Origin of the sequence: Micromonospora sp. NPDC049051 (genome assembly GCF_043197575.1) — a bacterium.
GTDB lineage: Bacteria > Actinomycetota > Actinomycetes > Mycobacteriales > Micromonosporaceae > Micromonospora.
Window position 1 is genome coordinate 206,720 of the sequence record NZ_JBICTL010000003.1, and the last position, 18,720, is coordinate 225,439.

The following is an 18,720-nucleotide window of genomic DNA, read 5'->3' on the forward strand; positions in this document are numbered from 1 at the left end:
GCGCACTGCGCCGACCCGGGTGGGGCGCGCGAGGAGGACGGCATGGAGTTCGACGTACGCCGCATCGGCCCCCAGTCGACCGCCGAGGCGGCCGACGTGCTCGCCGACGCCTTCGACGGGTACCCCTGGATGGCCTGGACGGTGGCCGCCGACCGGCACCGCGAGCGGCTGGCGGCGATGTTCGCCGGCACGGTCGCCGCCGTCGGGCTGCCCTACGGTGACGTCTGGGCGGCGGTGGACCCCGCCGGCCGGCTGGCGGCGGTGGCGGTCTGGCTGCCCCCGGACCGGCCGGTGCCGGACGACGTCTGGGCCGGCGTCGCGGCCCGCAACGCCGAGCTGGCCGGTGACCGGTATCCGGCGCTGCGCGCCGCCGAGGCGGCCTGCGCCGCGCTGCGCCCGGCCGAGCCGGCGACGCTGCTCGCCACCGTCGGCGTGCGCCGGGTCGACCAGGGCCGGGGGCTGGGCGCCCGGGTGCTGCGGCCGGGACTGGCCGAGGCCGACCGGGCCGGCCTGCCGGCGGTGCTGGAGACCTCGTCGGAGCCGAACGTGCGCTTCTACCGGCGGCTCGGATTCACGGTCACCGGCCAGGCACGGGTGCCCGACGGCGGGCCCGACGTCTGGGCGATGCGGCGGCCGGGGGCCGGCGAGCGGGTGTAGGGACCGCCGGCCCGGGTAGCCGCCGGGGATGGAGCTGGTGGAGGAGTCGCCGTACCGCTTCCGGATCGACCGGCACGACCCGATGCGGGTGCCGGGCGTGGTCTTCGCGTCCCGGTCCCTGCTGCCCGACGCCGGGGAGGACAAGGCGCTGGAGCAGGTCGCGAACGTCGCCACGCTGCCCGGCATCGTCGACGCCTCGTACGCCATGCCGGACGTGCACTGGGGCTACGGGTTCCCGATCGGCGGCGTGGCCGCCACCGACGTCGCGCACGGCGGGGTGGTCTCGCCCGGCGGGGTGGGCTTCGACATCTCCTGCGGCGTCCGGCTGCTGGCCGCCGACCTGGACCGCGACGGGCTGGGGCCCCGGCTGGACGCGCTGATGGACGGCCTCGGCGAAGCCACCCCGCGCGGCATGGGCAAGGGCGCGGTGTGGCACCTGTCGACGCGCGCGGAGCTTGACGCGGTGCTGCGCGGCGGCTCCCGGTACGCGCTCGAGCGCGGCTTCGGCGTCGAGCGGGACCTGGCGCGCTGCGAGGACAACGGCGCGGTCGACGACGCCGATCCGGCGCAGGTCAGCGAGCGGGCGATCGAACGGGGCGCGCGGCAGGTCGGCAGCCTCGGCTCCGGCAACCACTTCCTGGAGGTGCAGGCCGTCGAGGAGGTCTACGACGACGCGGCCGCGACCGCCTTCGGGCTGCACCCCGGCCAGCTCTGCGTCATGATCCACTGCGGGTCGCGAGGGCTGGGCCACCAGATCTGCACCGACCACGTGCGCACGATGGAGAAGGTGATGCCCCGGTACGGCATCCACGTGCCGGACCGACAGCTCGCCTGCGCCCCGGTCTCCTCCCACGAGGGCCGCGCCTACCTGGGCGCGATGGCCGCCGCCGCCAACTACGCCCGCGCCAACAGGCAACTGCTGGCCGACGCCGCCCGCAAGGTCTTCGCCCGGGTGACCGGCAGCCGGCTCGACCTGGTCTACGACATCTCGCACAACCTCGCCAAGATCGAGACCCACGACGTCGACGGCGGGCGGCGCGCGTTGTGCGTGCACCGCAAGGGCGCCACCCGCGCGTTGCCGCCGGGCCACGACGACCTGCCCGACGACCTGCGCGACGTGGGCCAGCCGGTGCTGATCCCCGGCTCGATGGGCACCGGCTCGTACGTGCTCACCGGCGTGCCGGGGGCACCCGCCTTCGCCTCCACCTGCCACGGCGCGGGGCGGGTGCAGAGCCGCAAGCAGGCCGTGAAGGCCGAGCGGGGCCTCGACCCGCGTGCCCAGTTGGCGGCGCAGGACATCGCGGTGCGCGGCGCGTCCCGCCGTGGCCTGGCCGAGGAGATGCCGGCGGCGTACAAGGACGTGGCGGCGGTGGTGGCCGCCGCCGAGGGCGCCGGGCTGTGCCGGCGGGTGGCCCGGCTGGTGCCGCTCGGCGTGGTGAAGGGCTGAGCCGGACGGCTCACACGTCCAGCGTCACCGCGCAGGACCAGCCCTCGCCGTCGGGGCCGAAGCGCAGCCCGTGCAGGGCGACGGCCTTCGGCACCGCGCCGACCAGCTCGACGGCGTCGGTGTCGACCGTGCGCCAGCACACCACCAGGCCGCCGGCGCCGGCGTCGGCCACGTCGGTGTGCAGCGGCAGCTCACCCGCCGTCTCCATCCGGAAGATCACCTCGTCGAGTACGGCCACCAGCACGTCCGCGTCGTCGCCGGCCGGCGCGCGGAACTCCCGTGACGGGCCCGGGGCCGCCCCGGCCGGGTCGACGAACGTGTCGACCAGCGCGGCGACCGCCTCGGCGACGCACTCCGGCCGGCTCGGCGCCCACGCCTCGATGCGGACGTCGGCGGTGTGCGGCAGGCGGCGGTGCCCCCGCCCGGCTGGTCGCGGCATGCCCCGATCCTCCGGCACGCCGTGCGACGGCGGGCCCGGTTCCGATCCTCCCGCCACCGTGTGCGGCGGCGGGTTCAGTTCAGGCCGAGCCGGGCGATGGGCTCGACGAGTTCGCGTTCCTCGTAGGCGAGGTGGGACAGCAGGGTGTCGCTGAGCAGGTCGACCGCCGCGCGCAGCTCGGCCATACCGTCCGAGACGGAGACGAACGCGACCAGCGCCCGGTCGACGCGTTCCAGCACGTCGTGGATGGCGTGGTGCTCCTGCTCCAGCCGGTCCAGCACCGGGGCGAGGCGGTCGTCGCCGCGGCGCAGGTGCGGGAAGACGCCCCGGTCCTCCAGCGTGTGGTGGGTGGTGACCACCCGGCAGTACGACTCGCAGTAGGTGCCCAGCGTCCACTTGTTCTGCCGGATCGTCATCGTGTTGATGTGCGAGCGGGCCGTGCCCGCGTCGACCAGTCCGGCACCCACCTGCTCGACCAGGTCGTACAGCCGGGTCAGTTCGGCGCGCAGCCCGTCGTGCACGTCGATGAGGTGCTGGGCGCTGGCCTGGTCGTGCGCGGTGTAGGTGCGCGCCGGGTCGGGCGCGGGGCCGGTGGGGCGCGTGCTCTCGTCCCAGACCCGGATCGCGCTGCGGCGTACGCCGTCGTCGGGCGTCGGGACGACGGCGAAGGCGCCCGCGCCGACCGGCGGGCGCCGGTCGGCCGGCGGCGGCGCCGGAACCGGGGTCTGCGGGGCGGGCGCGGTGCCCGCCGCGCGTTCGCCGGCCACCAGCTCGCGGACGGCGGGGGCCACCTCGGCGGCGAAGCGCCGCAGGTCCTCGGGGTCGTCGCTGCCCAGGATGAACGTGCTGATCCCGTCGCTGAGCGCGAGGTCGGCCAGCTCCTCGGCCCACTGTTCGGCGGGCCCGTCCAGCGGTCCCCGGCCGACGGGGGCGAAGCGGCCGGTGATGTTGAGCAGGCGGCGCACGTCGCCGGGCGAGCGGCCCGCCTCCTGGGCGGCGTCGTCGATGATCGTGTTGCCCCGGCCCAGGTCGCCGGGTTGCAGGTAGCTCAGCGACGGCAGCCACCCGTCGGCCCGGCGCCCGGTCAACGCCAGCATCCGCGGCTTGTACGCGCCGAGCCAGATGCCCACGTCGTGGGCGGGTGCCGGGCCCCGCTTCGCGCCGAGCACCCGGTGGAACTCGCCGTCGACGCGGACCCCGCCGCGCGCCTCGACGTCCCAGACCTGGCGGATGACCTCGATCGCCTCCGCCAGGGCCCGCACGCCCTGCCCGGGGGTGAGCCGTCGCCCGCCCATCGCCTCGATGGCCTCCCAGAACGCGCCGGCGCCCAGGCCGAGTTCCACCCGGCCGCCGCTGAGCAGGTCGAGACTCGCCACGCTGCGGGCGAGGACGGCCGGCGGCCGCAGCGGCAGGTTCGTCACGTTGGCGGCCAGCCGCACCGTGTCGGTCCGGGCCGCCACGAAGCTCATCAGCGTCCACGTGTCGAGGAACGCGGGCTGGTACGGGTGGTCCTGGAAGGTGACCAGGTCGAACCCGACCTGTTCGGCCAGCATGGCGAGGCCCACCACCCGGGCGGGCTCGGCGTTGCCGGGGGTCAGGAACGCCCCGAAGGCCAGCGGATGACCGTAGTCGCTCATGTCGGCACTCCCTTCCGACCCGCAGCCTCTCACGCGGGGCGGGGCCGGCTCCGCGCTGTCCGGCGAAACCGGGGGCCACCGTCGCGGCGGTCCCCGTCGTACGGTCGGCGGATGCGGATCACGAAGTTCACCCACTCCTGCGTCCGACTGGAGCACGACGGCGGCGTGCTGGTCATCGATCCCGGCACCTGGAGCGAGCCGCGCGCCCTCGCCGGCGCGGACGCCGTGCTGGTCACCCACGAGCACACCGACCACGTCGACGTGCTCCGGTTGGCGGGGCTCGGCGTGCCGGTCTTCGCGCCGGAGGGCGCCGCGCTGCCCGACCTGGCGCCGCTGCCCGTGACCAGGGTCGCCGCCGGCCAGCGGTTCATCGCCGCCGGGCTGACCGTGACCGCGCTCGGCGGCCGGCACGCCACCATCCACGGCGGTCAGCCCGACTGCCCCAACCTGGGCTACCTCGTCGGCGACGCCGTCTACCACCCGGGCGACTCGCTGCACCGGCCCGGGCAGCCGGTCGAGACGCTGCTGGTCCCGGCCCAGGCCTCCTGGCTGAAGCTCACCGAGGCGATCGCCTTCGCCAACGCCGTCGGGGCCGAGCGGGTCTTCCCGATCCACGACGCCCAGCTCAACGCACGCGGCCTGAGCAGCGTGAACGGGTGGTTCGCCGAGACGGTGACCGGCTACCGGCACCTGGCGCCGGGGGAGTCCGCCTGACCGCCGACGCCCCTCGCCGCAGCTCTGCCGCCACCGGGCGTGTCGCCGGCGCGCCAACTGCTATACGGTCGCGGGGTGAGGGTAGAAGAACACTGGTGGAACGGTGACACGTCGCAGCGCGGGCGTCGGGATGTCTACATCCGTACCGACGGGCAGCGATGGGACGTGCAGGTGCGCATCGGCGGCGAATCCGGCCGCTCCCGGGTGCAGGAGTGCCCGGGCAGGACATCGGCGGTCATTCTCGCCGGCGCGTGGCGCGGCAACCACCCCGCCTGGCGCGAGGTGACCGACTGACGGTCACCGCCGGTATGCGGCGGTGACGGCCGGCCACGGCCGGCGTTGACCCGGCTGCTCCCTCCGACGTTGGTTACGCTCAGGTCACCGACGGCCCGGGGGGAGCAGCGTGCACAACGAGACCTTTCCGGCGGTGATGCCCGCCGCGTTCATCGGTCACGGCACTCCCATGAACGCGCTGGAGCTCAACCGCTACACGCAGGCGTGGCGTGCCTTCGGGCGGGCGGTCCCGCGGCCCCGGGCGATCCTCGTGGTGTCCGCCCACTGGTACATCGGCGCCACCGCCGTCACCGCGATGCCCAGGCCGAGGACGATCCACGACTTCTACGGCTTCCCGCAGGAGTTGTTCGACGTCAGCTACCCGGCACCCGGCCTGCCGGAGCTGGCCGAGGAGATCAGCGACGTCGTGCACCCCACCTGGGTCGGGGCGGACGTCGACTCGTGGGGGATCGACCACGGCACCTGGTCCGTGCTCACCCACGCGTTCCCCGACGCGGACGTTCCGGTCGTGCAGTTGAGCATCAACGCGTTCAAGGGCCCGGACTTCCACCTCGACCTGGGCGCGAGGCTCGCCCCGCTGCGCGAGCGCGGGGTGCTCGTCGTGGCCAGCGGCAACGTGGTGCACAACCTGCGGGGCGTGGATCCGCGCATGGTCGACGAGGGCTTCGACTGGGCCCGGCGCTTCGACGATGCGGCGAAGGACGTCATGCTCGGCGAGCCGACCGGGGCGGCGGCGCTGGACGCCCACCGCGACTTCGACCGGGCCGTGCCGACGCCGGACCACTTCATCCCGCTGCTCTACCTCGCGGGCCTCGCCGGCGCGGCCGGTCACGGCGCGGAGGTGCTGGTGGACGGGTACGCGTACGGGTCGCTGTCGATGACCGCCTACACGGTCGGCCTGTCGTGCCGCACCGACGCCCCGCTGGCCGGCGCACCCGCCCTGCCGACCGACGTGCCGGTCGACTCGTCGAACATCTGACGGCCGCCCGGCTCGCTCGTGGCGGCCAGGGTCAGCCGGCTTTGCGTACGGCCCGCCCGGCTGGCCCCTCGTCTCCTCGACCCCGGTACGGGCCACGACGGCGGGCCGGCCTGGGCGAGCGGTGGTGCCGTCAGCGGCCCTTGACGACCTCGACGAGCTGGTCCAGCGCGGCGCCCCAGCCCTCGACGAAGCCCATCTCCTCGTGTGACTTCCTCGCCGAGGCGTCGGCGTGGATCGCCGTGGCGGTGTACCTCGTGCCGTCGCCGGCGGACTCGATCCGGATGACCGCGGTGAACGGGAAGTCGTCGCCGGCGGCCCGGGGGCGGAACCCGGGACCCAGCCCCGACGTGAAGATCAGCGTCGAGTTCTCCTCGACGAGCAGGACGCAGCCGGTGTTCGGGAACTCCTCGCCCTCCGGGGAGCGCATCACGGTGTGGAACCTGCCGCCGGGCTGAAGGTCGATCTCGCAGGACGAGGTCGACCAGGGGCGCGGGGCGAACCACCGCACGACCAGCTCGGGGGTGGTCCAGGCCTTCCAGACCAGCTCGGGCGCGACGTCGACGGTGCGCTCCAGCACCAGGTCGAGGTCCGGGTGCACGCTCGGGTAGGCGGTCATGTCTGCTGCTCCTTCAGGTCGTGGAGAACCGAGTCGAGTTGGTCGAGACGTCGCGACCACATCGCGCGCTGACCGGCGAGCCAGGAGTCGACGTGCGCGAGCGGCTCGGGAGCGAGCCGATAGGTCCGTACCCGGCCCTTCTTCTCCGAGGTCACCAGGCCGGAGCGCTCCAGGACGCCCAGGTGCTGGGTGAACGACGGCAGTGCCATGTCGAACGGACGGGCGAGCTCGCTGGTCGTCGCGGGCCCCCGGCCGAGCAGCTCGACGACCCGGCGGCGCGTCGGGTCCGACAGCGCGTGGAACACGCCGTCCAGTGCCGTGGCGCCGCCCTCCGCATCGCCCGATCGCTTAGGCATGCACCTAAGTATTGCCGTGCCCGTCACTGAGGTCAAGCCCTGAGTGACATCGCCGCCGCGGCACGTGCGGTCGCCCGGGCCTGCCGGCCGGCTGCCGGCGTTTCCCACCGGCGGGACGTGGGTCATGCTGATGCCATGACCGATGTCGGCGCCCCGGAACCGCTCATCCTCAACGTGTACTGCCGGCTCACGGTGGCCGTGACCGACCCGCAGGTGCTCACCGACCACGCGGTGGCCGACCTGCGGGCCGCGGACATCGACTGGTCGGCGGAGGAGGACGACCTCGAGACGGCGGTGGCGGACCTGCGCAACGACGTCGTGATGTCGCTGGCGTCCGTGGTGGACATCGGCCGCATGGTCGACGGGGTGCCGGGCGTGGTGGCCAAGGGCGGGCTGTGCTGGGCCGAGCCCGGCCCGCCCCGCGACCCCGTCTGGCGTGCCGAGTGACCGCCCCGCTCAGCCCGGCGCGTCGCTGCCCACCAGGCGGGCGTCGGCCGCCGCCTGGCCGTCGGCGTCCCCCGCCTCCTCGCAGACGTTCGCCGCGTCGGCCCAGCGCCGCCGGGCCTCGTCCGGATCGTCGAGAGCCGCCGCCGCGTCGCCCAGGTGCAGCAGCGTCCGCCCCAGCCCGGCCGTCGGCCGCCCGTCACGCAGCCGCAGGCTCTCCGCCAGCATCCCGTACGCCTGCCGGGCCTGGGTCGGCGTGGCGGCCAACAGCGCGGCACCCGCGTTGAGCAGCGCGGCGGCCCGGTTGGTCGGGTCGACGACGGTGTCGTACTCGCGCAGCGCCGCCTGCCACGACTGCGCCGCGTCGAGGTGCTCGCCGAGCCCGGCGTGCACCAGGACCAGGTTCGTCAGCGCCGCCGCGTAGCCCCGCGCGTCGCCGAGGGAGCGGAAGGCGTTCGCCGCCCGGACCAGGTGGCGGTGCGCGGCCTCCAGCTCACCCCGGGCCAGCCGGGCGGCGCCCAGCCCGAGGTCGGTCAACGCGTGCCCCGCCCGGTCCGCCGTGGCGCGGTGCCGCCGCGACAGCTCCAGGTGCTCCACCGCGTCGTCGAGCTGCCCCAGGTCCAGCAGCACCAGGCCGAGGTTCATCCGCGCCTGGGCGGTGCCGCGCCGGCCCCGCTCGGCCACGGCCAGGCTGAGCGCCGTCGCCGCCCCCTGCGGGTCGTGCCGGCGGCGGCGCAGCACCCCCAGCTCGTTGTGCGCCCAGCCGGCGATCTCCGGCCGGTCGTCGGCCGTGGGGGTGGCGAGCACGGTGCGGCACACCTGCGCCCACTCGTCGAGCCGCTCGGCGTGGGCGAGCCACCCGCACAGCGCCACGGCCAACCGGAACCACCAGCGGCGCACCCGGCGCGGCAGGGTCTCCGCCGCGCCCGCCGGCACCCGTACCACGGCCAGCAGCAGCTCCTGGTGCAGGTCGAACCAGCCGTACGGGTCGTCGTCCAGTGCCAGGGCCGGCGCCCGGTCCGGCGGGGTGCCGGCCACGGCCAGGCTCGCGGCGTGCCGCTCGGCCCGCCGGGCGAGGTGCCGGGTGAGTCGGGCCTGCGCGGCCACCCGCCGCCGCGCCGGCTCCGCGTCGCGCAGGTGCATCCGGGCGTACGGGGCCAGCAGCGGGCGCACCTCGTAGCGGTCGCCGGGCGCCCCCGTGACGAACCCGCCGGTGGCCAGCGCGTGCAGCAGGGCGGCCACCCGGTCCGGGCGCCGGCCGGCGAGCGCCGCGAGCGTCGGCCGGTCCAGCGGCACCGGGCTGAGCGACATCAGCCGCCACAACCGGCGCGCTTCGGCACCCAGCGCGTGGTACGCGGTGTCCCGCGCGGTCACCAGCAGGGTCGCCGGGGAGGCGGTGACGTGCTGGTGCGGGGGCGTGTCGACGGCGCGGCGCAGCGCGTCGAGCACGTCGCCGTGCCGCCACCCGTGCTGCGCCGTACGCCGACCGAGCTCGGCGACCGTGCGGGGCTGCCGCCCGCAGAGTTCGACGAGGGCGCGTACCGCCGGGTCGGTGCGCGGGTCGGGTCGGTGCGGCCGGGCGACGGGCGCGGTGGCGCCCGCGGCGGCGAAGAGCTCGACGGCGTCCTCGGCGTCCGGTTCGGCGAGCCCGTGCGCCACCACCCCGTCCAGCGCGGCCAGCGCTCCCGTGCCCGCCAGCAGCAGGCGGCTCGTCCGCGCGGTCGGCGGCAGCAGCGGCCGGACCTGGGCCGGGTCGTCCACGTTGTCCAGCACCACGAGGACCGCCCGGCCGTCGAGTTGGCCGCTCAGCTCGTCGGCGGCGTCGGCGAGGTCGTCGGCACGTCCCGAGGCAGGCGGCCGGGTGCCGAGGATCCGGGCCAGCGCGGTCAGCACCTGCCGGGCGCCGTGCCGGCGGCCGCCCCGGCGCAGGTCCAGGTAGTACTGGCCGTCGGGGAAGTCCTCCCGGCACAGGTTGGCGGCCTGGATCGCGCAGGCCGACGTGCCGACGGCCCGCCGGCCGACCACCGCGACCGCGTGCTCCTTGCGCAGCAGGTCGATGATCGCGTCGACGTGCCCGGTCCGCCCGGTGAACCCGGCCGGCCACGGCAGGGTGGGCGCGCCGGTGGCCGGTGTCCCGCCGGTGTCGCCCGGCGTGGCGGCCTGCTGCCGTTGGCGGCGCCACTCCACGACGAACGCGGCGACCAGGCCCAGCACGATCACCCCGGCGCTGGCGGAGCCGAGCTGGGCGACGGAGAGCTCGGAGAGCAGGTTGCCGGTGACGTTGCCGAGCACCGCGCTGACCGTTCCGCCGACGACGCCGCCGACAGCGAGCAGCAGGCTCAGTCGGCGGGGCCGGCGTGGGTGGCGGGCCGGCCCCTGCCCCGTCACCGCACGCCCCCGGCGACCAGGCCGGCGACGAGCTGGCGGCGGGCCAGCACCACCAGCAGCACCGGCAGGATCGAGGCGATGACCGAACCGGCGGCGAGGGCGCCGCTGTTGGCCGCGAAGCCCCGGGTCTGCCCGGCGAGGAACAGCCCCAGCGGCAGCGCGCCCGGCCCGCTGAACAGCAACCCCACCACCAGGTCGTTCCACACCTGCACGAACTCCAGCACCGCGACCGCCACCACGGCCGGGCGGTTGTGCCGGGCGAGCAACCGCAGGGTGCCCCACCAGTGCCGCCCGCCCACCCGGGCCGCGCGCACCTGCTCGGCGGGCAGGTCCGCGAACGCGTTACGCAGCACCAGCACCGCGAACGGCACGCCCAGCGCGACGTGCACCAGCGCCAGGCCGCGCGCCGTGCCCGAGGAGAGCGCCACGCCGAGCACCTCGTTGACCGGCCCGGCGATCACCTGCACCGGCACGATGCTGGCGGCCATCAGCAGCAGCCCGGTGGCCTGGGCGGGCGGCCCGGTCAGCCAGGCCAGCGGGTACGCGGCGAGCAACGCCACCCCCAGCACCACGGCGGTGACCACGGTCGCCAGCACCAGCGTGAAGCCGAGCGTGCCCCACAGCTCGGTGCCGGTCAGCAGGTCGCGGTAGGAGTCGAGGCTGGGCGGGCTCCACCACCAGCCCCGCGCCGCCGCGTCGACCGGGCCGTGCAGCGAGGTGGCGAGCAGCACCCCGAGCGGCACCAGCCAGGCGACCGCCGCGCCGGCCACCAGCAGCCGGGTCGTCCGGCGCGGCGCGGGCGCCGCCTCGGGCGCGACGGGCGCCGGGTCCCGGGGCGGCGGCCACGCCTGGCGTACGAACAGCGCCGCGACCAGCAGACCGGCGGCCACCGCGACCAGCCACACCACCCCGAGCGCGGCGCCCTCGCCGGTGGTGGCGCCGTTGGAGGTCTGCCAGACCCGCAACGCGAGCACCGACGCCTCGTCACGTACCGAGCCGGGCGTCATCACCAGGATCAGGTCGAACGTCCTGGCGGTGCCGAGCGCCGCCAGGGTGAACACCACCGCCACCGTACGCAGCAGCAGCGGCCGCCACTGCGCGTCCCAGAGCACGTCACGGCGGTTGCCGCCGTAGGCGCGCACCGCGTCGGCGAGGCTGGGCGGCACCGCGTCGAGGGCGGCCCGGAACACCAGCACGGCCAGCCCGACCCACGCCCACACGAACGCCGACATCAGCGCCACCGTGACCAGGCCGGGGCCGAGCAGCTGCGGGGCGTCGGCCGCCGACCGGCCGGTCAGCGTCGCGGCGACCAGGGTGGCCAGCCCGCGCTCCGGATCCGGGTCGTACATCAGCCGGAAGGTGACCCCGGTGACCACCAGCGGCAGCGCGGTGGGCACCACGAGGATGAGGCGGACCAGCCCGCCCTCCTGCGAGCGGCGCGAGGCGGCGGCGAGCAGGTAGCCCAGCACGGTGACCACCGCCGGCACCAGCAGCGCCCAGAGCAGCGTGCGTCCCACCACGGCGCCGGTGCCGGGCGCGCCCAGCGCGGTGCGGAAGTGCTCCGCGCCCACCCACCGGCCGTCGGTGGTGACGCTGGCGTGCAGCGTACGCAGCACCGGCCACGCCACCAGCCCGCCGAGCAGCAGCAGGGCGGGCAGCAGCAGCGTCGAGGTGGTCCCCGCCGCCGGGTAGGCACGCCCGCGCCGGGGTGGCCCGACGTCGTCGAGGACCGCCGGCTCGCCGAGGACGCGGCTCACCGGCCGCCACCCGCCGAGCGGGCCGCCGCCGCCAGTTGCCCGGCAGCCCGGCGCGTCGCCCTGCCGGCCGCGACGCCGCCGGTGACGTCGGCGAAGAAGTCCTGCATGATCCGCCAGATGCCCACCCCGTCGGAGCCGGTGAACGGGCCGGGCAGCCGGTCGGAGAGGTCGAAGCGCACCGTTTCGGCCTCACGCAGCTCGGCGGCGAGGCGGCGGCGGACGGGATCGCGGTAGTCCTCCAGCGGTACGGCCACGTTGGGGGAGAGGTAGCCGCCGGCGCGCAGCCACGGCTGGAACGCGGAGCCGTCGCTGAGCCAGCGCACCAGATCGGCCCCGCGCGCCGAGCCGGCGAACGCCACGGCGGCGTCGCCGCCGACGATCAGCGGGCTGTCGGCCACCCGGGCGCCGGGGAAGCGGAAGGTGGCCGGCTGCTCCGTGCCCCGGCGGAACCGGCGGCTGACGTCGTCGACGAAGTCGGCCTCGAAGAGCATCGTCGCCCGCCGGTGGTACACCACCTGGATCACCGACTCCTCGTACTGGGTGAGCAGGGCCCGGCGCCCGCCGCCGGGGAACGCGCCGTCGATGCTCCACAGCTGGGCGAGCCGGTCCAGCGCCGTGTGCACCGACGGGCTGAGCCAGTCCGCCTCGCCACGCGCCAGCGCCTCGTAGTAGCCGGGCGGGGCCACGTCGGCGAGCACGTTCTCGAACCAGTCGGTGAGCACCCAGCCGTCGGCCGCGCCGATGGCCAGCGGAGCCGGGCCGTCGCCCGCCCGGGCCCGCGCGCCGAGCCGTCGGGTGAGCGTCACGAGTTGGTCCCAGGTGCGCGGGGGCGCGGGGAGCTCCGACGGGAAGTACCAGAAGAGGGACTTGTGGGCCGCCTTCACCCAGACGCCGTAGCGGCGCCCGTCGGCGGCGAGCAGGTCGGCCATGCCGGGCGGGAGGGCGTAGCTGGCGGCGGGGGTCAGCTCGCGCAGCCAGCCGCGCCGGGCGTACTCGATGACCAGCCCCGACCTGGGCAGGATCGCCACGTCGGGGCTGGTGCCGGCGAGCTGGCGGGCGCGCAGGAACGCGTCGATGTCGTTGCCGGCGCTGATCACCTGCACGCCGGCGCCGTAGCCGCCCAGGACCTCGCGGAAGCGGGCCAGTTCGCTGCCGCTCCAGACGACCGCGACCTGGACCGCCGGCGGCGCGCCGGAGCAGCCCGCGACGGCGGTCGCGGTGGCCCCGGCGGCGGCCCGCAGCAGCGTACGGCGGCGCAGCCGCGCCGGCGGCACGATCCGCTCCATCGGCGTCACCCGTCCACCTCGGCCGCGACCGGCACGTCGGGCAGCGCGCCCGCCTCGGCCGTGCACACCAGCACCGCCACCCCCGGTGTGTCCGGCGGGGAGAGCCGGCCGATGAGGTCGGTCAGCCGCCCACCGCCGGCCGGCCCGCCGGGCAGGTCGATCACCAGCGCCTCGGGCAGGCAGACCACGGCGCGGGCGAGCGCCACCCGGAACCGCTGCGCCTCCGACAGCAGGTGCGGCCTCAGCCCCAGCGTCGGGGCCAGCTCCAGCCGGTCGACCACCGTCGCCGTCCACGCGTCGGCCACCTCCCGCACCCGTTCCCGGCGGCGCTGGCCGTAGGCGATGTTGCGGCGCACCGTCAGGTGGGGCAGCAGCGCGCCGCCGGCCGGCACGTAGGCGATGCGGCGGCGCGGCGGCGGCAGGGTGGTCACCTCGCGGTCGCCGACCAGGATCCGGCCCGCGACGGGTGGGGTCAGCCCGCTCACCACCCGGGCGACGGCGGTGCCGACGGGCGGGGCCGCGACCAGGGCGGCCGTGGTGCCGGCGGGGACGTCGAGGGTCACGGCGGTGGTGTCGGGCACGGCGACGAGATCGCACAGTCGTAACGTGGTCATCACCTCCGGTGACCCGGGCAGTCGCCCCCAGGGTCGCACAACCGGGCGACAACCGGCGCCCCGTCACAGTCCCCTGTGGAAGGAGCGGGCCCAGGCCGGCACCGGTCCACCGGGCAGCCACGGCCCTTCTCTTCCGCCGCGGCGGGCCGCGGGTACGCGTGGGAGCGACCGCCGCCCGGTCAGCCGGACTGGCGGGGCGGGAGACCGAGTCGCGCGCAGGCATCCCGGTACATCCGCACCACCTCCTGCCGGATCTGGGCGCGTTCGGTCAGCCGGTACGCGAACGGCACCCGCACCGGGACCTCGACGTCGTCCACGCTGACGGCGAACTCCATGCCCTCGGCGTCCAGACCGGTGGCCCGGGCCCGGGTGGCCGCCGGTTGCCCGCCGAGCGTGCGGCAGATGAGCAGCGAGTCCCCGGCGTGGTCGTCGTTCATGTGCCGGCAGACGGCGGCGACCACGTCGGCGCCGAACGGGGCGCTCACGCGGCGCCCTCCACGTGTGCGGCCGGCACGAGGTGGGACAGGGCGGCGAGGACCTCGGTGTTGTGCCGGTACGCCACGAGCACCTCGTCCCGCAGCCGCGCCCGTCCCGCCTCGTCGAGCGGGAGGCCGTCCAGCCTGGCCCGGTAGGCGTCCTTGTACGCCTTCGGGCTGGGGATCCCGTCGAAGCGGTAGAACGCCGCTCCGGCGTCCCCGGTCAGCCCGTAGTGCCGGGCGACCGATCGTCCGATGTGCAGCCCGCCGGAGAGGTCGCCGAGATAGCGGGTGTAGTGGTGGGCGATGAACCGCTCGGGCGAGCCGGCGCGGACCTCGGCGAGGCGGGCGGCGTACGCGGCCGTCGCCGGGGTCGGCTCGATCCGCCGGCGCCAGTCGGGCCCGAGCAGGAACTCCAGGTCCGCGGCGAGCGCGGGCAGTCGGGTCAGCGCGTCGTCGACGAACGGGCCGGCGAGCGGGTCGTGGCGCACCGCCTCGGCGGCGTCCTCCAGCGCCTCGTAGATCACGTGGTACTGCACCACCAGTGCGGTGTAGGCGGCGCGGTCCAGGTCGCCGGCCAGCAGCGCGGAGACGTACCGCTGGGACTCGGCGCTCTGGTGGGCCTCCGCGCTGGCGGCGCGTAGTTCGGCCGAGAACGTGGTGGTCGGGCTCATGTCTCCTCCATGGTGACGGAAGTCCGGGCCGGTCGCCGCCGTCGTGGAACGACCAACGGTAGCCGGGTGTGGGGATGCGGCACGACCTCGACGTCGTGCCGGTACACCTCGCTGAGCAGTGGTGCGGTGAACACCTGCGCCGGCGGGCCGGCGGCGCGTACCCGCCCGTCGCAGAGCAGGGTGACGGTGTCGGCGTAGGCGCCGGCGAGGGTCAGGTCGTGCAGCACGGCCACCACGGCGTCGCCGGCCCGCGCCCGGTCCCGGGCGATGCTCATGACCAGCTCCTGATGGCCCAGGTCGAGGGCGGCGGTCGGCTCGTCGAGCAGCAGCACGGCGGCCCGCTGCGCGAGCACCCGGGCCAGCGCGACGCGCGCCTGTTCGCCGCCCGACAGCGACGGGTACGGCCGGTCGGCGAACCGGGTCACGTCGCAGCGCCCCAGCACGTCGGCGACGACCTCGTCGTCGTCGCCCTGTTCCGACCGGCCCGCCCACGGCGCCCGTCCCATCCGCACCACCTCGTCGACGGTGAACGGGAAGTTCAGGGTGCTGCGCTGGGGCAGCACGGCGCGGCGCAGCGCCAGTTCCACCGGCGACCAGCCGTCCGGGGGCACTCCGTCGATCTCGACGGTGCCCGCCACGGGCGGCAGGTCACCGCTGACGGCCGCGAGCAGGGTGGACTTGCCCGCCCCGTTCGGGCCGACGAGGGCGTGCACCTCGCCGGAGCGGATCCGCAGGTCGACCCCGTCGAGCACCGCGCGCCCCGCGCGGGCGACGCGCAGGCCGGCCACCCGTACCCGGACCGTTCCCCGGGGCACCGGCGTCGGCACGCGCGGCGCCGCCCAACGACGCGGGACGCGCGCCCGGAGACGGTCCACCACCCCACCCCGCGCCGGGTTCATCCCCAGCCTCCGGCCCGGCTGCGGGTGCGGCGCAGCAGCCAGAAGAAGGCCGGCCCGCCGACGACGGCGGTGAGCACGCCGAGCGGGAGCTCCTGGTGCTCGACCAGGGTGCGGGCGGCCAGGTCGGCGGCGATCACCACGACCGCGCCGCCCAGCGCGCTGGCCGGTAGCAGCACGCGGTGTCCCGGCCCGGCGACCATCCGGACCAGGTGCGGCACCACCAGGCCGATGAAGCTGATGATGCCGGTGAAGGCCACGGCCGCCGCGCCGAGCAGCGCGGTGACCACGATCATGCGGATCCGCAGCCGTTCGACGTCGACCCCCAGGTGGCGGGCGGCGGGCTCGCCGAGGGCGAGCAGGTCGAGCCGGCGGGCGTCGGTGTACGCGACGGCCAGACCGACCGCCAGGCAGGGCGCGGCCAGCGTGACCGCCGACCAGTTCGCCGACGCCAGGCTGCCCAGGTTCCAGAACGCGATGGCCTGCACCCCGGACTCGTCGGCGACGAACATGAGCAGTCCGATCACGGCACCGGCGACGGCGTTGACGGCGACGCCGGTCAGGACCAGGGTCACCACCTCGGTCCGGCCGTTGGCGCGGGCCAGCAGGTAGACCGCGTACGTGGTGGCGAGTCCGCCGGCGAAGGCGGCGGCGGGCACGGTCCAGGCACCCAGGACGGTGACCCCGGTGACGATGGCGAGGGCCGCGCCGACGGCCGCTCCGGCGGAGACACCGATGACGCCGGGCTCGGCCAGCGGGTTGCCGAACACGCCCTGCATGACGGCGCCGGCGCAACCGAGCGCGGCACCCACGACGGCGGCCAGCACCACCCGGGGGAAGCGGACGATCCAGAGCGCGTTCTCGCCCTGGGGGTTCGTCGGCAGGGCGCCGACGTCCAGGCCGAGCCGGTGCAGGACCGAGCCGAGCACCTCGGCGGGGGAGACCTGCACCTGCCCCCGGCCCGCCGCGACCAGGGCGATCAGCAGCAGGGCGGCGGAGAGACCGGCGAGCAGCACCGGACCGCGCCGGGACGGGCGTGCGATGGGAGGCTTCGTCGGGGTCCGGACGGGGGTGTCGACGCGGGTCATGACGGACCGCCGCAGGAGTACACGGCGGCGGCCAGGGCCTGCACGGTCCGCCCCGACCGGGTGCCGAAGGTGAGCAGGGTGCCGTCGTCCATGTCGACGATCCGGCGGGCCGCTCCGGCCGGGGTCTGTGCGACCCCGGGAAGCTTCAGCAGGCCGTCGACACCGCCCACGGAGGCGAGCCCGGAGCTCATCACCAGGATCACGTCCGGCGCGGCGTTGATCAGTCCCTCGCTGGTCAGCGGGCGGAACTTCGCCAGGCCGATCTCGCTGCCGGCGTCCACGCCGCCGATCGCCTCGATCATCGCGTCCGAGCCCGCTCCCTCGCCGCCGATCAGGTAGACGCCGGCGGTGCCGCGCAGGTAGAGGAAGGCGATCCGGGGCGAGCGGCCCTCGGGCGCGCTCCGGCGGGCGGCGGCGATCTCGCTCTCGATCCGGGACACGAGCTGTTCGCCGGCCGCCGGGACCCCGAGGGCGGCGGCGACGGCGCGGACGTGTCCCGGCACGGCGGCCAGGGTCTGCTCGGCCTCGATGAGGACGACGGGGATGCCGGCGGCGCGCAGCTGGCGGAGCACCTCCGGCGGCCCGATGCTGTCGTCGGCGAGTACCACGGTCGGGTTCAGCGCGAGCACCGACTCGGCCGACAGGTCGTGCCCGGCCGGGGTCACGACCGGCAGGTGCGCGGCCGCCGGGAACGTGGTCGAGGTGTCCCGGCCGATGACGTTGGCGCCGAGCCCGAGGCCGAACACCGTCTCGGCGATGGAGCCGTAGAGGTTCACCGGCAGGATGCGGCTGGCGTCGGTGACGGTGACGGCGGTGCCGTCGGCGGAGGTGACCGTGGCCGGCAGGACGGGTGTGGGCGCCGGGCGCAGGGCGGTGACGTCGGTGCTGTCCAGGGTGGCGGTGACCGGGCCGCAGCCCGCCGGGGCGATCGGCGTGGCGGAGGTGGCCGCGGCGCAACCGGTGAGCCCGAGGAGCAGCACCGCCAGGGCGACCGCCGGTACGAGGCCACGGCGCCGGGCGGTCCCGCTCATCGGGCCCGCCCCCGGCGGCGCCAGGCGCGCAGGCCCAGCAGGGTCGTGGCCGACAGCGCGAGCACCAGCAGCCCGACGGTCCATCCGCGACCGGATCCGGTGGCGGTGCTGACCCGGCTGATCGCCAGTTCGCTCGGCGCGGCGGCGGTCGGGGCGGCGTCCCCGGCGGCGACGGCCACCGGTGCACCGGCGGGGGCGGCGGGCGGGGCCGTCGTGGCGGCCGGCGCGGCGGCGGCACCCGGCGTGCCGGCGGAAGCCGACGGGGCGCGGCCCGTGGCGGTGGCGCCCGAGGTCGCCGGGCGGGGGCTGGCCGGCGCGGGGGCGGCGCTGGCGAAGGTCGTCGGCACCCGGACGTCCTGCGAGCGGTCGGCGGCACGGGAGTGGTCGGTACGGGTCACCACCGCGCAGCGGCGGGTGGTGCAGTCGACGTCGCCGATCGTGGGGGTGACCCGCAGCGTGACCCGGAACGACCCGCCGGTCCCGTACGGCACGGCCAGCCCCTCGCCGTACGAGGGTGGGTTCGACGAGATCCAGTGCGACGCCCCGAGTGAACCGGTCGTGTCGGCCCCGCCGCCGCACGGGCTGGCCACCGCGCCGGCCCCGTTGTCCACACAGTACGCCACGTAGATGCCCTTGGTGACGTCGTACCCACGCCCGGTGACGGTGACGGTCGCGCCGGACCTGGCGAGCCCCGTGCTGGGGGTGACGCTGAGCGTCTGGCCCTCGGGGCCGCGTCCGGTGCCCGCGTACGCGGGTGGGGGCGCGGCGACGACGCCGAGGGCGACGAGGGCGGCGGCCAGGAAGACGTGACGCTGGGTTCGCATCGGACTCCTCACGAGGCGTCGGCGGCAAGGCCGGAGAATTTAGGTTTGGCTAACCTAAGTTACGAAGATCCAGTTCGCAAGGGGTTGTTCGGTCCGGATAGCC

20 protein-coding genes are annotated in these 18,720 nt (G+C 76.1%); 6 read left to right on the forward strand and 14 right to left on the reverse strand.

The annotated features are described in order from the left end of the window. The first annotated feature begins 42 nt into the window (after nucleotides 1–42). Both ACGFIR_RS13085 and ACGFIR_RS13090 read left to right on the forward strand, forming a co-directional pair. Nucleotides 43–657, forward strand: a complete 615-nt coding sequence (locus tag ACGFIR_RS13085) for a GNAT family N-acetyltransferase (RefSeq protein ID WP_393145809.1) — start codon at nucleotides 43–45, stop codon at nucleotides 655–657. 28 nt (nucleotides 658–685) lie between these two features. Then, nucleotides 686–2,104 carry an RtcB family protein gene (locus ACGFIR_RS13090; RefSeq protein WP_393007531.1) on the forward strand — a complete coding sequence of 473 codons (1,419 nt, stop codon included), beginning with the start codon at nucleotides 686–688 and terminating at the stop codon, nucleotides 2,102–2,104. Nucleotides 2,105–2,114: 10 nt separating this feature from the next. Here the strand turns inward: ACGFIR_RS13090 and ACGFIR_RS13095 are convergent, their stop codons facing one another. After that, a complete protein-coding gene (locus ACGFIR_RS13095) occupies nucleotides 2,115–2,543 on the reverse strand; it encodes an archease (protein WP_393007533.1) in 429 nt (142 codons plus the stop codon). Nucleotides 2,544–2,617: 74 nt separating this feature from the next. Then, the gene (locus tag ACGFIR_RS13100; RefSeq protein WP_393144974.1) at nucleotides 2,618–4,180 is read right to left on the reverse strand and encodes an LLM class flavin-dependent oxidoreductase; all 1,563 of its coding nucleotides are present in this window, start codon (nucleotides 4,178–4,180) and stop codon (nucleotides 2,618–2,620) included. A 111-nt stretch (nucleotides 4,181–4,291) separates the two neighbouring features. On the opposite strand from ACGFIR_RS13100, the gene ACGFIR_RS13105 reads away from it, so the two are divergent. The 3 genes from ACGFIR_RS13105 to ygiD all read left to right on the forward strand — a co-directional run bounded on the left by ACGFIR_RS13105 (nucleotide 4,292) and on the right by ygiD (nucleotide 6,167). Beyond that, complete coding sequence (locus tag ACGFIR_RS13105) at nucleotides 4,292–4,894, forward strand: MBL fold metallo-hydrolase (protein WP_393007537.1); 603 nt, start codon at nucleotides 4,292–4,294, stop codon at nucleotides 4,892–4,894. 75 nt (nucleotides 4,895–4,969) lie between these two features. After that, a complete protein-coding gene (locus tag ACGFIR_RS13110) occupies nucleotides 4,970–5,188 on the forward strand; it encodes a hypothetical protein (RefSeq protein WP_393007539.1) in 219 nt (72 codons plus the stop codon). Nucleotides 5,189–5,297: 109 nt separating this feature from the next. Then, nucleotides 5,298–6,167, forward strand: a complete 870-nt coding sequence (gene ygiD / locus ACGFIR_RS13115; RefSeq protein WP_393144976.1) for a 4,5-DOPA dioxygenase extradiol — start codon at nucleotides 5,298–5,300, stop codon at nucleotides 6,165–6,167. 130 nt (nucleotides 6,168–6,297) lie between these two features. Here the strand turns inward: ygiD and ACGFIR_RS13120 are convergent, their stop codons facing one another. Then, on the reverse strand, nucleotides 6,298–6,783 hold the full coding sequence (locus ACGFIR_RS13120; RefSeq protein WP_393144978.1) for an SRPBCC family protein: 486 nt from the start codon (nucleotides 6,781–6,783) through the stop codon (nucleotides 6,298–6,300). Continuing rightward, nucleotides 6,780–7,139, reverse strand: a complete 360-nt coding sequence (locus ACGFIR_RS13125; RefSeq protein WP_393007545.1) for an ArsR/SmtB family transcription factor — start codon at nucleotides 7,137–7,139, stop codon at nucleotides 6,780–6,782. Before ACGFIR_RS13125 ends, ACGFIR_RS13120 begins: the two co-directional genes overlap by 4 nt. A 135-nt stretch (nucleotides 7,140–7,274) precedes the next feature. Between ACGFIR_RS13125 and ACGFIR_RS13130 the strand changes: the two genes are divergently transcribed. Further along, nucleotides 7,275–7,586: a hypothetical protein gene (locus ACGFIR_RS13130; protein WP_393144980.1), complete on the forward strand. Its 312-nt coding sequence runs from the start codon at nucleotides 7,275–7,277 to the stop codon at nucleotides 7,584–7,586. 9 nt (nucleotides 7,587–7,595) lie between these two features. Here ACGFIR_RS13130 and ACGFIR_RS13135 read toward each other — a convergent pair whose 3' ends face one another. The 10 genes from ACGFIR_RS13135 to ACGFIR_RS13180 form a co-directional block, all read right to left on the reverse strand. Further along, nucleotides 7,596–9,971 (reverse strand): hypothetical protein, encoded by a 2,376-nt coding sequence (locus ACGFIR_RS13135; protein ID WP_393144982.1) that lies wholly within the window; start codon nucleotides 9,969–9,971, stop codon nucleotides 7,596–7,598. Beyond that, on the reverse strand, nucleotides 9,968–11,728 hold the full coding sequence (locus tag ACGFIR_RS13140) for an ABC transporter permease subunit (protein WP_393144984.1): 1,761 nt from the start codon (nucleotides 11,726–11,728) through the stop codon (nucleotides 9,968–9,970). The genes ACGFIR_RS13135 and ACGFIR_RS13140 overlap by 4 nt, the downstream gene beginning before the upstream one ends. Beyond that, on the reverse strand, nucleotides 11,725–13,014 hold the full coding sequence (locus ACGFIR_RS13145; RefSeq protein WP_393145811.1) for an extracellular solute-binding protein: 1,290 nt from the start codon (nucleotides 13,012–13,014) through the stop codon (nucleotides 11,725–11,727). Before ACGFIR_RS13145 ends, ACGFIR_RS13140 begins: the two co-directional genes overlap by 4 nt. 5 nt (nucleotides 13,015–13,019) lie before the next feature. After that, a complete protein-coding gene (locus tag ACGFIR_RS13150; protein WP_393007553.1) occupies nucleotides 13,020–13,628 on the reverse strand; it encodes an ATP-binding cassette domain-containing protein in 609 nt (202 codons plus the stop codon). Nucleotides 13,629–13,807: 179 nt separating this feature from the next. Beyond that, nucleotides 13,808–14,113 carry a DUF2470 domain-containing protein gene (locus tag ACGFIR_RS13155; RefSeq protein ID WP_393144986.1) on the reverse strand — a complete coding sequence of 102 codons (306 nt, stop codon included), beginning with the start codon at nucleotides 14,111–14,113 and terminating at the stop codon, nucleotides 13,808–13,810. Further along, on the reverse strand, nucleotides 14,110–14,778 hold the full coding sequence (locus ACGFIR_RS13160) for a heme oxygenase (biliverdin-producing) (RefSeq protein ID WP_393007556.1): 669 nt from the start codon (nucleotides 14,776–14,778) through the stop codon (nucleotides 14,110–14,112). Before ACGFIR_RS13160 ends, ACGFIR_RS13155 begins: the two co-directional genes overlap by 4 nt. Next, a complete protein-coding gene (locus ACGFIR_RS13165; RefSeq protein WP_393144988.1) occupies nucleotides 14,775–15,653 on the reverse strand; it encodes a heme ABC transporter ATP-binding protein in 879 nt (292 codons plus the stop codon). The genes ACGFIR_RS13160 and ACGFIR_RS13165 overlap by 4 nt, the downstream gene beginning before the upstream one ends. A 20-nt stretch (nucleotides 15,654–15,673) precedes the next feature. Continuing rightward, on the reverse strand, nucleotides 15,674–16,762 hold the full coding sequence (locus ACGFIR_RS13170) for a FecCD family ABC transporter permease (protein ID WP_393144990.1): 1,089 nt from the start codon (nucleotides 16,760–16,762) through the stop codon (nucleotides 15,674–15,676). Then, the gene (locus ACGFIR_RS13175) at nucleotides 16,759–17,793 is read right to left on the reverse strand and encodes a hemin ABC transporter substrate-binding protein (protein ID WP_393144991.1); all 1,035 of its coding nucleotides are present in this window, start codon (nucleotides 17,791–17,793) and stop codon (nucleotides 16,759–16,761) included. The genes ACGFIR_RS13170 and ACGFIR_RS13175 overlap by 4 nt, the downstream gene beginning before the upstream one ends. Beyond that, complete coding sequence (locus tag ACGFIR_RS13180) at nucleotides 17,790–18,617, reverse strand: hypothetical protein (RefSeq protein WP_393144992.1); 828 nt, start codon at nucleotides 18,615–18,617, stop codon at nucleotides 17,790–17,792. The genes ACGFIR_RS13175 and ACGFIR_RS13180 overlap by 4 nt, the downstream gene beginning before the upstream one ends. Nucleotides 18,618–18,720 lie beyond the last annotated feature (103 nt).